Source organism: Sinorhizobium kostiense, assembly GCF_017874595.1.
Classification (GTDB): Bacteria; Pseudomonadota; Alphaproteobacteria; order Rhizobiales; family Rhizobiaceae; genus Sinorhizobium; species Sinorhizobium kostiense.
Window position 1 is genome coordinate 270,146 of record NZ_JAGILA010000007.1, and the last position, 15,655, is coordinate 285,800.

Here is a 15,655-nt window from a genome sequence, read left to right on the forward strand (position 1 = left end):
TTGTTCCGTGCCGGCCGGTGCCGGCGAAGATCGCGTCACTCGATTGCGATCGTGGAAGGCTTGCCGTCTCTTCGACGGCAAGCGCTCATTCGGCAGATCGGGGAGGGCCGATGGCGGGTCGAGAGTAGATGCCGGTGATGGGCTGCTGAGGGCCGAAGTCCCGGTGGCCATTGGGCTTCACGGTAAACCCGACGGGAATCGGTGCCGGGAAGAGAGCGTTGCATAGGCTGCAGACACTCTTGCAGCACGCCTTCTGGTCGCCTGGTTCGGTGTCAACGGGAGGAGCAGGATCGCTCTGCGGAGAGACGATATGTTCCGTACTGAGCGCGTGTGGCTGGCACTTGACGACGGCTGCCTCGGCCATCGGCGCGAACAGAAACACAATTGCGACCAAAATGGCCAACAATTCTGTTGCGCGTTTCCGGACGATCTGGCTGGCGGCGATCATGTTTCGCTCGAACTTTCGTACTCCATTCAATCACAGTGCGCGAGGGTTGCAACCCTCGCCTTGGCCCCGATCAATCGGCGGCGAGTCCGGAGCCAATGGATCGACGGTGTATTCGGGAGAATTGCACAAGAATGTGTTCGAAGGCGGCGAAATGGTCCAGCCTCGCTCTCGTAGCCGTTTTCGCTGCAACTCTCGGCAGCGGCGGCTCAGGAGGCTCCATCCGCCAGCGCCCATGTCGATGCGGCATCTTTTTATAAGTGATAACTGAAATTATAGCTGCCCAGTCGGCGGCACGCCCTCTTCCCGGTAGACTGAACGGCGGGCGGACAGTTCCCGATACAGTGCCTCGGGCGCAACGCCGAGTTCCTCTGCCAGACCCCGCCATGCACCCTTTGGCGGAAGTTGTCCTTCGTTCCACGTTAGCCAGGCTTCCAGCCGCGCTCTTACCGTACGCAATGATGCGATCTCCGCACGCTTTCTGACGCTCTGAAGTTCCTGCGATAAGTGCCTTGCCCAAGCGCGCGCAAAGGCCGGCTCTTTCTCCAATAGCTCCCTTACCGTGGCAATGGGCACGATCGAGACGTTCGCCTTCTTTGTCACCAGGGCATCGCAATGATAGCGATCCGAAAAAACCGATGCCTCTGCCAGGATCGAGAGGTCTCCCGAGCGCTGTAGGACCGTGGGGCTGCCGTCCTCCTGGTAGCGAACGAGGTTCACGGACCCTTCGCTGACCAGAAACAGCGCAGTAATGCGATCGCCTCGGTGAAAGAGGTGTTCGTTCTTTTCGAACGACCTTTTCGCGACGACTTTCGTCTTCAGATGAACGAGAATTTCTCCGAACATGATAGCGATCATGTTCGGAATGCCCACGGTTTGGCAAGGTCGTCCCCTCGAATGCTCAAACGGTGCCCCATGAAAAGACTCATGACTGCTCTGATCGCGATTTTGATGCCACTGACCGCTGTGGCCGAAAGCGCACACGTCCATTCTTCTCCCTATGCCGGGCAGGAGCATCGACCCATCAAAAGCCTGTCGCCAGAAGACATTGCAGAACTGGAGAACGGGGGCGGCTGGGGACTGGCGAAGGCGGCCGAGCTGAATGGAATCCCCGGTCCGTCGCATGTCCTGAAGATGAAAGACGATCTGGACCTGACGGCCGAACAGGAAGAAGAAGTGACCAGCATTTTTGAGCACATGCGCAGCGCGGCGGTCTCGGCCGGAAAGGGATTGATAGCCGGGGAACGTGCGCTCGAAACCGCCTTCCGAGAGCGTTCCATCGATCGAGATGGCCTGTGGGAATATCTCCATCGGATCGAGGCTAGTCGCGCCAAACTTCGCTACGCGCACCTTGCCGCGCACCTGGAGATGGTGCGCGTTCTCAGTGCCGCGCAAATAGACCGCTACAACGAGTTGCGCGGATATTCCCGGTAGCCACGCTGCCAGCGCGTTCTCGCCGCTCACCACCAGGCTTGCCTGCCAACCCGCGGAGCCGCCCGCGACAGAAGTGCTCGCGAGATCGTGATTGTGTCTGCGGCTCGGTCGATGAAGTTTCCAACCGCGGAGGTCAATTGATCCGTTAACATTGGCTCGACGGAAACAAGCGGGCGTCATCCGCTACCGGGAGAGCAGACATGAAAAGAAGAGAATTCCTGTATTCCGCCGCCGCCATCGGATCGTTCTGCCTGGCAAGACCCGGCTGGGCGGCAAGTGAAAAAATGGTCGTCTATAAGGACCCGAACTGTGGCTGTTGCCATGCATGGTCTGAGGCTATGAGAGCCGCGGGAGTTTCCGTAACCGCTCAGGACGTTGCCGATTTGAACGCTGTGAAGCAGCGCTATGCTATCCCCGTCGAGATGCAGGGCTGCCATACGGCCGTCGTTGCAGGTTACTACCTGGAGGGCCATGTCCCACTGGAGGCTATCAGCAGGCTGCTCGCCGAGCGACCGGACCTTGCTGGGCTCGCCGTTCCTGGGATGCCAGAGGGTTCCTTAGGCATGGGTGACGATCCCCGAGCGTCCTACGATGTGTTCGCCGTCAGCAAGGATGGCTCCACTAAGATCTATCAGGCAGTCAGGCCGAATATCTGAGGCAGTTAGCGCGCGATCATTTCGGCGCGGCTCCCTGAGAACTTGTCTCGGGTGAGGAATGAGACGATCGCCGCGGCGATTTTGCTGCCGCCGGTTTCAGAAGGCTCGATGGCGTTGACGAAATCGCTGTCCTCATCGCAGATAACGCGCAGGTCGATCAATGCTACTGCCCGCTCCGCGGCTGCCCGCGTGATACAATCATTGAGGATCGAGAGCGCCGTAACGGCGACCCGCCTCTGGTCCGGGTCTGCGTATCGCACGTCGTAGATCGAGCAGACGGCCGTGGGGAGGTCGGCTGCCAGAACAGCGTCCAGAGTGGATAGGTAGTTCGAGCAGAACTGCTCTCGTATTTCCGAGAGCCTGAGCAATGCGTCGCCCACGGAGCGCGAGGGCGAGTTCAAAACATCGGAGACGCTGAGAGCATCGTTGCCGCCCATGCTTACCACCAAATGGGTGGCGTCGCTCGGCAAGCGCCGCATCTGTAGGCGCACATCTTTCATGACACTGCCATCGGCGGCGAGCATCACGGCCGACCAACCGGCCGGCAGCCGGCCCACCAGGTGCTCGAGGACGTCTGCACCGCCCGAGACATAGGCACTGTTGTCGAAGACGGAGTCCCCCAGAAGCACGACCTTGTTCGGCATGGTCCCAGTTCCTGCCAAAGTGCGTGGCATGTGCGCAGTTGCGGGCAATACGGCAGCCGCCATCAAGACGCCTCTGCGCGACAACGCCAACTTCACGGCACATTTCTCCTCGGTCAGCCCCTTTATAGCTAGCGGTGAGAAAGTGTGAGGCAAGTTGCTGCATAAGCTTTTAGGGCTCGTGAAGCAACAGCAGCACGCCGGCATGTGATCGTCCTCGGCCACCCACCGTGTGTGTCTTTTGACAACTGCAAAACCGAACCGTTCCGCGCTACACTTTGTTTGCATCGGGAAGACCTCCGCTCAGGGGAAGTCTTCTGATTCGGAACCCCATGCGCCTCACATGGTGGAAATGCAGCCAGAGATACCTGCCTGATGAGACGATGGTTTTGGATCGCTGCGCTCCTGGTGTTCGCCACGGTGGCTTTCAAACCATTGCTCTTCCGCGCGGGCGAAGCCCTTCTGGTGATCGAGGATGTCGCCGCGGGCCCTGGGGCGAGCCGTTTAAAGGCGTGGAGAGCGGCGCCCGTTCGCGAAGCGATCACCTATCGCCTATCAGGCAAAACGAACACCTCGGATGTCTATCGTCCGGGCGGAGGCGAGCAGGCACGCGCGATCGTGGTCCTTGTGCCCGGCATCGTGCGGCTTGGCAACGATGACCCCCGTATCGTCGCGTTCGCGGAGACCATGGCGAGATCGCGGTTCTTGGTGTTCGTGCCGGATCTCCAAAGCCTGCGCGACCTGTCGATCCGGTCTGAGGATGTTGGTGAGCTCAGCGCTCTCACTTGGCACATCGCCTCGAAGGAGACCGCCGGCGCCGAGAAGAGCGTCGGGATCGTCGCGTTTTCCTATGCTGCCGGGCCGGCCATTCTAGCGGCGATGGACCCACAGACCCGGAGGCTTGTCCGTTTCGTTTACACCGTCGGCACCTACTACGACATCGTTTCCCTCGGCACCTATTTGACGACAGGCTATTTTCGCGAAGGCCCCGATCGGCGCTGGCAGACACAAACGCCGAGCTCCTATGCCACCTGGGTCTTCGTCCATAGCAGCGCAGCGTGGCTGAAGGACCCGACGGATCGGCGGATTCTCAGAGCTATGTCAGAGGCAAAGCTCGCGGACCCCGACGTCGATGTGAGAGGTTTTGCTGTTCAGCTTGGGCCAGAGGGCCAAGCGGTATATCGGCTGCTCCTCAACAGAGATCCGGAGAAGGCGGCGCGGCTCATCTCAGAACTGCCGGCGTCGCTGCTCGCCGAGTTTCAACGCCTTGATCTCCGCTTACGGAATATGGCCGATCTCAAGGCCACTCTCATCCTCGTTCATGGCCGAGACGACACGCTGATCCCCTATTCGGAGAGCGTCAGGTTGGCGGCTGCGGCTGACGCGGACAGGACGCATCTTTTCATCATTGGAAGCCTGGCTCACGTCGAGCTCGGGGCCAGCGGCACCCTTGATCTGTGGACGCTTGCGCGGGCCTCCTATCTGCTGCTTAGCGAGCGCGATGCGATGCCCCCGCCTGTCGCTCATCGACTCAGCGGGTAGCCAGTAGCTGCCAAGCGAGCCTACAACCCACAAAACGGTTGCGAGAACCAAAGGATCGATGTCCGGCCTGCGGAGGTGATGCGGATCGGCGGCTGGAAGATCAACCAATGCGTCGGCCGTCGGCGTCGAGAACCGCTTCGCCATCTTCCTTGGCGAACGGCCCCTAAAGGCGTCCGCGGGAAGGATGTCGAGAACCAATTCGGATGGCCGCGCCAGTCGGGTGCCCAAAGGCGTGATGACGAATGGCCGGTTGATCAGGATCGGATGCTCCAGCATTGCCGTCAGGAGATCTTCGTCGGACAGTGCCGGATTCTCAAGCCCGAGCTCCGCATAGGGCGTTCCCTTCTCCCGGATCGCTTCGCGGACGGAGAGGCCGGCGTCGCGGATCGTCCTCGCGAGTTCGTCGCGGCTCGGCGGAGTCTTGAGGTACTCGACAACCTTTGGCTCGATGCCTGCGTGGCGGATCAGCGCCGCGGCCCTGTGGCCGCCCCGCGTTAATCACTAACCCGCACGCAGGAACCGGATCGCCTCGTCGCGCCGGTGGAGATAGAGCAGCATCCGCAGCGCCTCGCCGCGCTCGGATGTCAGATCCGGGTCGCGCTCGATGGCATAGGCGGCGTCCTTGCGCGCGATCTCGAGGAGGTCGGAATGGGCCTCCAGGCTGGCGATGCGGAAGCCGGGTGTCCCGGATTGGCGGGTACCGAGAAGTTCGCCTTCGCCGCGCAACTTCAGATCTTCCTCGGCAATGACGAAGCCGTCTTCCGTTTCCCTGAGGATCGAGAGGCGTGCGTGGCCGGCTTCGCTCAAGGGCGCCCTATAGAGGAGGATGCAGGTCGAGGCCTCGTCGCCACGACCGACCCGGCCGCGCAACTGGTGCAATTGCGCGAGCCCGAAGCGCTCTGCATGCTCGATCACCATAATGGTGGCGTCGGGAACGTCGACGCCGACCTCCACCACCGTCGTTGCCACGAGCACGCGAATTTGGCCGCTCTTGAAGGCAAGCATGATGGCATCCTTCTCTGGCCCCGCCATTCGGCCGTGGACCATGCCGACCGCATTGCCGAGACGGCGGACGAGGCTTTGATACCGCTCGTCGGCGGACATGACATCGGTCTCTTCCGACTCCTCGACGAGCGGGCAGATCCAATAGGCCTTCTTGCCTTGCTTCAGCGCCGCGTCCAGCCTGTCGATGATCTCGTCCGTCCGCTCGGTCGGTATTGTGACTGTCTGTATCGGTTTGCGGCCTGCGGGTTTCTCCGTCAGTTTCGACACGTCCATGTCGCCGAAGGCGGCGAGTACGAGCGTGCGCGGGATCGGCGTCGCCGTCATGACGAGCATATGCGGGGATATTCCCTTGGCCGTCAGCCGCAGCCTCTGATGGACGCCGAAACGATGCTGCTCGTCGACGACCGCAAGCCCCAGCTGTCGGTAGTTCACGGCCTCCTGGAAGAGGGCATGCGTGCCGATCAGCATCTGTGTCTCGCCGGAGGCGATGCGGTCGAGGACAGCATCGCGCTCCTTTCCCTTGGTCCGGCCGGTCAGGACATCGATGACGATGCCCCCCGGCGCCGCCATCTTCGAAAGCGTCGCATGGTGCTGCCGGGCGAGGATTTCCGTTGGCGCCATCAGTACCGCCTGGCCGCCGGATTCGACCGTCGCGAGCATTGCCATCAGTGCCACCGCCGTCTTGCCGGAACCGACGTCGCCCTGCAGCAGGCGCAGCATGCGCTCGCTGCCGGACATATCGGCGAGGATATCTCTCACGGCGGCCGATTGGCTCGCCGTCAAGGAGAATGGCAGGGCGGCAAGCACCGGGTTGCTCAGGGCGCCGGTCGCATGGACCGGCGTGCCGGCGATCTTGCGCAACCGCTGGCGCACCAGCGAGAGCGAGAGCTGGCCCGCCAGGAACTCGTCATAAGCAAGGCGTCGGCGCGCCGGCGCCTGCGGGTCAAGGTCGGTTTCGTCGCGCGGCTCGTGAAGGCGCTGAAAGCTCTCCTTCGCGCTGCCGAATCCCTGCTGCGTCAGCAAAGTGTCATCGAGCCATTCCGGCAGGTCGGGAACACGCGCCACTGCCGCCTCGATGGTCTTGCGGAGCGCCCTTGGGGCGAGCCCGGCCGTCAGGCCATAGACGGGCTCGATGAGCGGCAGATTTTCCGCTTCGGTCGCACGGACCATGTAGTCCGGATGCACCATCGACGCGCGGCCATTGAACCAGTCGACCTTGCCGCTGACGGTCACCGTTTCGTCGAGGGGCAGCGCTTTCTCCAGCCAGTTTCCCTTGATACGGAAGAAGGTCAGCGCCAACTCGCCGGTCTCGTCGTGCAGGAAGACGCGATAGGGCACGTTCGGCCGGCCGCGCGGCGGCGGCTGGTGCCGGTCGACGCGTCCGGTGATCGTGACGATCGCTCCTTGCGGTGCGTAGGCAATGCCGGGTTGCCGGCGACGGTCGATCACCGAATAGGGGGCGTGAAAGAGAAGGTCGACCACCCGGCAATCATCAATCGTCTCGCGTCCGAGGAGACGCGCGTAGAGCTCGCCGGTTTTCGGGCCGATACCGGGCAAAGTGTCGAGCGGCGAAAACAGCGGATCGAGCAGGGCAGGGCGCATCGGATGAAACTGCAATGATAATTCCGACTTTGGCAAGGCTGACAACCCGCTTTCCAGCGTTTATAGAGCGCCTGTTCGTGGGATCCGCCGTTGGAGGCGGATGGCAGGAAGGACGTTTCATGACCGGCATTTCGCGCACGAGCGCCGATCTCGACCCGCGTCGGCGCCGGATCCTCTTTCGCGCCTGGCATCGCGGCATTCGCGAGATGGACCTGATCCTCGGTCAATTCGCGGAAGCCGAGATCGCGACCCTCTCCGATGCGGAGCTTGATGAGCTCGAAACGATCATGCGCGAGGAAGACAACGACCTCGTTCGCTGGATCACGGGAGAAAAGCCGCTGCCGCAGCATTATGCAACGGCGCTGTTCGCGCGGATTGCTGCCTATCGCCCTGACTTCGATCCCGTTCGCTAGCGCATCGGCCCCAAATATCGGAACCGACGCGCAGAATCAAAGAGACACAGCGCGCGGCCCCGTAAGAGAGACGGAATAGGACGACGATGATACCTGGCTTTGACGCGAAGAGGATTCTGGCGGCAACGCGGGAGGTGACGATCGGGCCGGTGCCTTCCGGCGCCGAGGCGCTGATCCTCGCGGATCTGGCGCGAGCCGGAGCGCCGGTCGCTTATTTTCTATCGGACGGCCAGCGCATCGCCGATCTCGAGCAGGTCCTAGGCTTCGTCGCTCCCGACATCCCCGTGCTGACCTTGCCGGGGTGGGACTGCCTGCCCTACGACCGCGTGTCGCCGAGTGCGGATACCTCGGCAAGAAGACTGGCCGCATTGAGCGCACTGATCGAGCATCGGGCAAAGCCGCATCCGGCGATCGTTCTGGTCACCGTCAATGCCGCGCTTCAGAAGATCTCTCCGCAACAGGTGATCGAAAGCTTGGCCTTTTCGGCGCGGCCGGGCAATCAGGTGCGCATGGACGATCTCGCGGCACGGCTGGAGCGCAACGGCTTCGAGCGGGTACCGACCGTGCGGGAAGTTGGCGAATATGCGCTGCGCGGCGGCATCCTCGACGTCTATGTGCCGGGCGGCGCGGAGCCGCTGCGCCTCGACTTCTTCGGTGATACGCTGGAGACGATCCGCTCCTTCGATCCGGTGAGCCAGCGGACCACCGGACAAGTGCGCTCCCTCGATCTCAATCCGATGAGCGAGGTGTCTCTGACGCCGGAGACCATCAGCCATTTCCGCAAGCAATATCTCTCGCTGTTTGGCGCGGCGACCCGCGACGATGCGCTGTATCAGGCGGTGTCCGAGGGACGGCGCTATGCCGGAATGGAGCACTGGCTGCCGCTTTTCTATGACCGGCTGGAAACGGTGTTCGACTATCTCGAAGGTTTCCGCCTCGTAACCGATCACCTGGCGCGCGAGGCGGCAACTGAGCGTGCGAAGCTGATCCTCGATTATTACGATGCGCGGCTGGCCTCGGCGTCTCCCGGCAAGTCCCAGATGACCCAGGGCACGCCCTACAAGCCGGTGCCGCCGGAATTGCTTTATCTAACCGCCAAAGGCTTCGGCGCCGCGCTGACGGAGCGCAACGCCGTGCGCCTGTCGCCGTTCCTGGAGCATGAGGGCGAGGCGCGCCAGGTCGTCGCCATCGAGGCGCGCCAGGGTGTGCGCTGGGCAAAGCCTGCCGGCGAGGAAAGCGATGGCGAACGGGCCAATGTCTTCGATCAGGCGGTCAAGCACATCGCCGAGAAGCGGGCAAAGGGTGCGAAGGTCATCATTTCCGGTTGGACCGAGGGATCGCTCGACCGCCTGCTCCAGGTACTGTCCGAGCACGGCCTCGCCAATATCCGGCCCATCAAGGTGCTGTCCGACCTGCGCTCGCTGAAGCCGGGCGAGGCGGCTTCGGCAGTCCTGAGCCTTGAAGCGGGATTCGAGACCGGCGATCTCCTCGTCATCGGCGAGCAGGACATCCTCGGCGACCGGCTGGTGCGCCGCGCAAAGCGTCGCAAGCGCGGCGCCGATTTCATTGCCGAGGTGACGGGCCTCGACGAAGGAAGCTATGTCGTCCATGCCGAGCACGGCATCGGTCGCTTCGTCGGTCTGCGCACAATCGAGGCAGCCGGCGCGCCGCATGACTGTCTTGAACTCGTCTATGCCGAGGACGCCAAGCTCTTCCTGCCGGTGGAGAACATCGAACTCCTGTCGCGCTATGGTTCGGAGGGCACGGACGCGATCCTGGACAAGCTCGGCGGCGTCGCCTGGCAGGCGCGCAAGGCCAAGCTCAAGAAACGGCTGCTCGACATGGCCGGCGGCCTCATCCGCATCGCCGCCGAACGCCACACGCGGCACGCGCCGGTCCTCGCGGCGCATGACGGCGTCTATGACGAATTCTCCGCACGCTTCCCCTATGACGAGACCGAGGACCAGTTGAACTCGATCGAGGCGGTCCGCGACGATCTCGGCAGCGGCCGGCCGATGGACCGTCTCGTCTGCGGCGACGTCGGTTTCGGCAAGACGGAGGTGGCACTGCGTGCGGCCTTCATTGCGGCGATGAACGGCGTGCAGGTGGCCGTCGTCGTCCCGACGACCTTGCTCGCGCGTCAGCATTTCAAGACCTTCGCCGAGCGTTTCCGCGGGTTGCCGGTGCGCATCCAGCAGGCCTCTCGCCTTGTCGGCTCGAAGGAACTGGCACTGACCAAGAAGGAAGTCGCGGATGGCAAGACCGACATCGTCATCGGCACCCATGCGCTGCTTGGTTCATCGATCAAGTTCGCCAATCTCGGCCTGCTCATCATCGACGAAGAGCAGCATTTCGGCGTCAAGCACAAGGAGCGGCTCAAGGAGCTGAAGACCGACATCCATGTGCTGACGCTCTCGGCGACACCGATCCCCCGTACGCTGCAGCTTGCGCTGACCGGCGTTCGCGAATTGTCGCTGATCACGACGCCGCCGGTCGACCGCATGGCGGTGCGCACCTTCATCTCGCCCTTCGACGCGCTGGTGATCCGCGAGACGCTCATGCGCGAGCATTATCGCGGCGGCCAGAGCTTCTATGTCTGCCCGCGTGTGAGCGATCTGTCGGAGGTTCATGATTTCCTGAGGAGCGACGTACCCGAGTTGAAGGTGGCCGTCGCGCACGGTCAGATGCCGGCGACCGAACTCGAAGACATCATGAACGCCTTCTATGAAGGCCGCTACGATGTGCTGCTTTCGACGACGATCGTCGAATCGGGTCTGGACGTCCCGACCGCCAACACGCTCATCGTGCATCGCGCCGACATGTTCGGGCTGGCGCAGCTCTACCAGCTGCGCGGCCGGGTCGGACGCTCGAAGGTGCGCGCCTTTGCGCTGTTCACGCTTCCCGTCAACAAGACTCTGACGGGGCCGGCGGAGCGCCGGCTGAAGGTGTTGCAGTCGCTCGACACGCTCGGCGCCGGCTTCCAGCTTGCAAGCCACGACCTCGATATTCGCGGCGCCGGCAACCTGCTTGGCGAAGAGCAGTCCGGCCATATCAAGGAGGTCGGCTTCGAGCTTTACCAGCAGATGCTCGAGGAGGCGGTCGCCGAACTTAAGGGCGAAGAGGAAATCCATGACACCGGCTGGTCGCCGCAGATATCGGTCGGCACGCCGGTCATGATTCCGGAAGATTACGTTCCCGATCTCAATCTCCGCCTCGGGCTCTATCGCCGTCTCGGCGAACTGACCGACCTCAAGGAAATCGACGGCTTCGGCGCCGAGCTGATCGACCGCTTCGGTCCGCTGCCGATCGAGGTCCAGCACCTGTTGAAGATCGTCTACATCAAGTCGCTTTGCCGCTCGGCGAATGTCGAGAAGCTCGACGCCGGCCCGAAAGGGGTCGTGGTCCAGTTCCGCAACAAGGAGTTTCCAAATCCCGCGGCTCTCGTCGGCTACATCGCCAAGCAGGGAACGCTTACGAAGATCCGGCCGGACCAGAGCATCTTCTTCCAGCGCGAGCTCGCGACACCGGACAAGCGGCTTTCGGGTGCGGCCATGGTGATGACGCAGCTGGCGGGGCTTGCGAAGGCCGGGTGAAAAGGGAAGATGGGTGGTGCGGCCACCGCGCGGGCGGAAACTCGCTCTAGATTGCCGGTCTTCCGCAAAACCCCTACCCACAAGGGGGAGGGGCTTTGCGCCCCCGGCGCTCTCCTGCAGCCCCGGCGCTCTCCTGCAATTGCAGCAACTTGGCGTCCGTTGCGACGCGCGATGTGGCAGGGAGCGCGCGGCAAGTTAAGTCCCTCCCCCTTGGAGGGAGGGGTTTTCCCTTAACCGTCAATGCGCCGGGCGAGCCGCTTTCATCGCAGCAATTTCCCGGAGCGCGCTGGTCAGCACCTCGACCGACTGAGCGCCCATCACCGCATATTGCTGGTCGAGGATGAAGCAGGGAACACCGCTCACGCCCATTTCGCGTGCCATCGCGATCTCCTGTCCGACGGAATCCTTGTCCGCCGCAGAAGGGAGAAGGGCGGCAATGACCGGCCGGTCGAGCCCCGCCTCCTCGGCAATGTCGAGCAGGACCGCGTGGTCGCCGACATTTTTGCCTTCCTCGAAGTTGGCCTTGAACAGCAGGCGCACGACCTCGGCCTGGACAGCCGGGCCGCTGGTGGCGGCCCAGCGGATCAGGCGATGCGCGTCGAGTGTGTTCGGGCTGACCTTTACCGCGTCGAAATCGAAGGCGATGCCGACGTCGCGCCCGAGTTCCTCGAGCATTTCGTGGGCACGGTCGACGGCCTCCTGGCCGCCGAGCTTGGCGGCAAGATGCCGTTTGTGGTCGACGCCTTCCGGCGGCAGGTCGGGATTGAGCTGGTAGGGCCGCCACTGGATTGCGACCTGCACCTCCCCGGCGACGTTGGCGATCGCCTCTTCGAGGCGGTTCTTGCCGAGATAGCACCACGGGCAGACGACGTCCGAGACGATATCGATATTGACGGTTTCCATGGTGGCGGCTTTCCTCTTTCGCTAAAGCGCATCGCTTCACGCTTTAGGCGGCATGCATTGAAACAGCGACATAGGCCGCCCTGCCGCGGCTTTCAATGCGTTACCGATTGGATACCAGCTTACTGCGCGCGCTCGTCCCACCAGGTCGGCAGCTGGTAGCCGTAGAGCGGCACCGGGTCCGGCCGGCCGATATGCTTCCATCGGGCGATCCATTGGGCGTCGAGGTGATAGAGCGGCACGAGGTAGGAATTGTTGACGAGCAGCCTGTCATGGGCGCGCACGGCGGAGGTGAAATCCTCGGGCGTTTTCGCCTGCAGGATATTGTTGATCAGCTTATCGACGTCCTTGTCGGCCACGCCGGCAAAATTTTCGCTGCCTTGCCTGTCGCGCGATTGCGAGCCCCAGCGCCCGACCTGCTCCACGCCCGGGGAAAGCGAGGACGGGTAGGATTTGATGATCACGTCGTAATCGAAGGATTGGCTTCGCAGCTGGTACTGGGAATCATCCACTGTGCGCACGGTTGCCGTGATGCCGAGCGGCGCCAGGAATCGCTGGTAGGCGAGCGCGATCTTCTCCTGTCCCGCATTCTGGCTCATGATCTCGAAGGTGAGCGGGGCGCCCGACTTCTCATTGACCATCTTGCCGTCCTTGATCACGTAGCCGGCCTCCCGAAGCAGCGTCACCGCTTCCCTCAGCACGTTGCGGTCGCGGCCGGATCCGTCGGTGACGGGAAGGCGGTATGTTCCGTCGAGGATCGCGGGATTGATGCGCTCTCTCACGTCGCCCATCAGTTCGAGCTCGCGGTCATCCGCAGCGACGCCCAGGAACGAAAGCGACGAGTTCTGCCAGTAGCTCTGGGTTCGCGTATAGGCACCGTCGAAAAGGTTCTTGTTCACCCATTCGAAGTCGAAGACGAGGGCAAGGCCTTGGCGGAGCTTGATGTTGTCGAACATCGGCCTGCGGGTGTTGAAGACGAAGCCGAGCATGCCGGAAGGGGTCTTCGGCTTGAAAGTCTCCTTGATCACGTCGCCGGAGCGAACGGCAGGGAAATCATAGGCGCGTGCCCATTTGGTGGCGCTGCCTTCGGGGTAGACGTCGACCTCGCCCTTCTTGAAGGCCTCGAACAGGGTGTTCTCCTGCAGGAAATACTCGACCGAAATCTCGTCGTAATTGTCGACGCCGATTTTCGAGGGCAGGTCCTTGCCCCAATAGTCGGGATTGCGTCGGTAGACGATCCGCTCGCCGGGCCTCACCTCGGCTACCCGATAGGGGCCAGAACCGAGCGGCGGCTCGAGTGTGGTCCGATCGAACGTCTCGACATCGATTGCGTGCTTCGGCAGCACTGGCGAAAGCGCGAGCAAGAGGGGGAATTCGCGGTCGGCGTCCTCGTTCAAGGTGAAGCGGACGCTGCGCTCGCCGACTTTCTCCATCTTCGCCACCTTCGACAGGCGATTGCTGAAGGGCGCGCGGCCCTTGTCGCGCAGCAGTTCGAAGGAGAAGATTACATCGTCGACGGTCACCGGTTGACCGTCGGCCCAGCGGGCCTTGGGGTTCAGATTGAACTGGATGAAGGTGCGGTCGTCGTCCCACTCGACCGATTCCGCCAGCAGGCCGTACATTGTGAAGGGTTCGTCCTGCGAGCGCTGCATAAGCGACTCGTAGACCAGGTTGCCGAATCCCGGGTCCCACATTCCACGCGCGGTCGTGCGCATGCTCTTCAGGATGAAGGGGTTCAGGCTGTCGAACGTGCCGACGACGCCATAGGCGATCTTGCCGCCCTTTTTCGCATCCGGATTGACATAGGGAAAGTGCTTGAAATCCGCCGGCAAGGCAGGCTTGCCGTGCATGGCGATGGAGTGCACCGGCTCGGCAGCTGCGTGATGGACGAGTGGGCCGGTCGCCAGAAGCATTACCAGGCCGGAGAGAAATGCGCGCAACTTGACCTCCCGTGGGATCCGCATAGGGCCGATTCAGGCACGTTACCAATGCGCATGCATATTTCAAAGAAGTGCAAAAAAAGCAACGAAACACTGGATAAACCGCACGAGCCAATGTAACAGGTGTTTCCGGAATCGGGGCCATTCAAAAGCCTCATTTGGCCAACAGGACAACGGCGGCTGACGATATTCACCAGCGGAACGGCATGTTTCGTGACCGGATTTCAGGAGACGGAATCACAATGGACTTCAATTCGAACTTCACCATACGCGCGGGAATGGCAGCGCTGGCGCTCACAGTAGCAGCCGCCGGCGCGCCTGGTATCGCGTCCGCGCAGCAGGCGGGGGGCAGGACGCCGCAGGGTTGGTTCAAGGTCTGCACGAAGCAGGAGGACAACGACGTCTGCATCGTCCAGAACCTGCTCACCGCCAATAACGGACAGCTTGTCACCGCGGTCGGCCTGATCAGCGTCTCCGGTAAGGTCAATCGCAAGGTCGTGCAGGTTTCCGTGCCCTCCGCGCGCATGATTCCGCCGGGCGTTCAGATGCAGATCGACGGCGGCAAGGGCGTCAAGCTCGACTACGCCATCTGCATGCCCGACAAGTGCGTTGCCGAAGCACCGCTGTCCGATGCACTGATCAGCAGCCTCAAGAAGGGCAACGAGGTCGTCTTCACCTCCGTTAACTTCCAGCGCGCTCCCAACCCGATCAAGATGACGCTGGAAGGTTTCACCGGCGTTTTTGACGGCGAGCCGATCGAACAATCGCAGCTCGAAGAGCGCCAGCGCCTGCTGCAGGAAGAAATGCAGAAGAAGGCCGAAGACGCGCGCAAGAAGCTGGAAGAGGCGCAGAAGGCTGCCAAGCAGCAGTAATCCTCTTATCACTCAGTGAGAAATTCTAGCGCCCGGCTTTGTCCGGGCGTTTTCGTGAGTCGATGGCGTAGTCTATTCACCCGAATCCCGCGCGTGCGAATCCCGCCACATGAAAAAGGCGCGAGCGGTTGCCGGCTCACGCCCTGACCTTCGACCTCAACGGCTAATGCTTATAGTCGACCCTCGGCCTGTAGTGGCTGTCGTCGGCCCTTTCAAACAGCGCGTCTACCTGGGCGTGGCGAATAGGTTCGCCGCTGTCGTCGGAGGCGAGGTTCTGTTCCGAGACATAGGCAACATATTCGTTTTCATCGTTCTCGGCGAACAGGTGATAGAAGGGCTGATCCTTGCTCGGCCGGATCTCCTCTGGAATTGCGTTCCACCATTCCTCGGTGTTCGCATATTCCGGATCGACGTCGAAGATGACGCCGCGAAACGGAAAGAACCGGTGACGAACTACCTGGCCGATTTCAAATTTCGCGTTTCTTTGTTTCATGACGCAACACATCCTTTCAGACCATTATCTGGGTTGTCGCATGTGGAACATCAATAGTTTCGCGAGCCCGTCGTCCGGATGCATGTCGCCCAACAGTGTGCAGCGGTGTCGGGGGTGGC

Annotated in this window: 13 protein-coding genes and 1 pseudogene; 6 read left to right on the forward strand and 8 right to left on the reverse strand. The window is 62.1% G+C overall.

The genetic code is table 11. From position 1 onward, the window contains the following. Positions 1-85: 85 nt before the first annotated feature. Positions 86-448, reverse strand: a complete 363-nt coding sequence (locus J2Z31_RS22880) for a hypothetical protein (RefSeq protein ID WP_209604936.1) — start codon at positions 446-448, stop codon at positions 86-88. A gap of 270 nt (positions 449-718) precedes the next feature. Next, positions 719-1,303: a Crp/Fnr family transcriptional regulator gene (locus J2Z31_RS22885; protein ID WP_234939598.1), complete on the reverse strand. Its 585-nt coding sequence runs from the start codon at positions 1,301-1,303 to the stop codon at positions 719-721. A 57-nt stretch (positions 1,304-1,360) separates the two neighbouring features. Here J2Z31_RS22885 and J2Z31_RS22890 point away from each other — a divergent pair, with 57 nt between their 5' ends. Next, a complete protein-coding gene (locus J2Z31_RS22890) occupies positions 1,361-1,879 on the forward strand; it encodes a Spy/CpxP family protein refolding chaperone (protein WP_209604937.1) in 519 nt (172 codons plus the stop codon). Positions 1,880-2,079: 200 nt separating this feature from the next. Further along, positions 2,080-2,535, forward strand: a complete 456-nt coding sequence (locus J2Z31_RS22895) for a DUF411 domain-containing protein (protein WP_209604939.1) — start codon at positions 2,080-2,082, stop codon at positions 2,533-2,535. 5 nt (positions 2,536-2,540) lie between these two features. Here the strand turns inward: J2Z31_RS22895 and J2Z31_RS22900 are convergent, their stop codons facing one another. Next, the gene (locus J2Z31_RS22900) at positions 2,541-3,179 is read right to left on the reverse strand and encodes an SGNH/GDSL hydrolase family protein (protein WP_234939599.1); all 639 of its coding nucleotides are present in this window, start codon (positions 3,177-3,179) and stop codon (positions 2,541-2,543) included. Between the two features lie 372 nt (positions 3,180-3,551). Between J2Z31_RS22900 and J2Z31_RS22905 the strand changes: the two genes are divergently transcribed. Continuing rightward, positions 3,552-4,718 (forward strand): hypothetical protein, encoded by a 1,167-nt coding sequence (locus tag J2Z31_RS22905; RefSeq protein WP_209604944.1) that lies wholly within the window; start codon positions 3,552-3,554, stop codon positions 4,716-4,718. Between the two features lie 100 nt (positions 4,719-4,818). On the opposite strand, the pseudogene arsC reads toward J2Z31_RS22905, so the two are convergent. Next, positions 4,819-5,186 (reverse strand): annotated as a pseudogene (gene arsC, locus J2Z31_RS22910) (arsenate reductase (glutaredoxin)). A 33-nt stretch (positions 5,187-5,219) separates the two neighbouring features. Then, positions 5,220-7,325 (reverse strand): ATP-dependent DNA helicase RecG, encoded by a 2,106-nt coding sequence (gene recG / locus J2Z31_RS22915; RefSeq protein WP_209605182.1) that lies wholly within the window; start codon positions 7,323-7,325, stop codon positions 5,220-5,222. 119 nt (positions 7,326-7,444) lie between these two features. Between recG and J2Z31_RS22920 the strand changes: the two genes are divergently transcribed. Together J2Z31_RS22920 and mfd are read left to right on the forward strand one after the other, a co-directional pair. After that, positions 7,445-7,738 (forward strand): FAD assembly factor SdhE, encoded by a 294-nt coding sequence (locus tag J2Z31_RS22920; RefSeq protein WP_209604946.1) that lies wholly within the window; start codon positions 7,445-7,447, stop codon positions 7,736-7,738. A gap of 86 nt (positions 7,739-7,824) precedes the next feature. Continuing rightward, entirely contained in the window at positions 7,825-11,331 is a 3,507-nt protein-coding gene (gene mfd / locus J2Z31_RS22925) for a transcription-repair coupling factor (RefSeq protein ID WP_209604948.1), read from the forward strand. 237 nt (positions 11,332-11,568) lie between these two features. Here mfd and J2Z31_RS22930 read toward each other — a convergent pair whose 3' ends face one another. Both J2Z31_RS22930 and J2Z31_RS22935 read right to left on the reverse strand, forming a co-directional pair. Continuing rightward, entirely contained in the window at positions 11,569-12,234 is a 666-nt protein-coding gene (locus J2Z31_RS22930) for a DsbA family oxidoreductase (protein WP_209604950.1), read from the reverse strand. 119 nt (positions 12,235-12,353) lie between these two features. Then, positions 12,354-14,171, reverse strand: coding sequence for an extracellular solute-binding protein (locus J2Z31_RS22935; protein WP_209604952.1), 1,818 nt, complete (start codon positions 14,169-14,171; stop codon positions 12,354-12,356). Positions 14,172-14,413: 242 nt separating this feature from the next. Between J2Z31_RS22935 and J2Z31_RS22940 the strand changes: the two genes are divergently transcribed. After that, positions 14,414-15,043 (forward strand): invasion associated locus B family protein, encoded by a 630-nt coding sequence (locus tag J2Z31_RS22940; RefSeq protein ID WP_209604954.1) that lies wholly within the window; start codon positions 14,414-14,416, stop codon positions 15,041-15,043. A 163-nt stretch (positions 15,044-15,206) separates the two neighbouring features. Here the strand turns inward: J2Z31_RS22940 and hspQ are convergent, their stop codons facing one another. Next, complete coding sequence (gene hspQ, locus J2Z31_RS22945; RefSeq protein ID WP_209604956.1) at positions 15,207-15,536, reverse strand: heat shock protein HspQ; 330 nt, start codon at positions 15,534-15,536, stop codon at positions 15,207-15,209. Between the last annotated feature and the right edge of the window lie 119 nt (positions 15,537-15,655).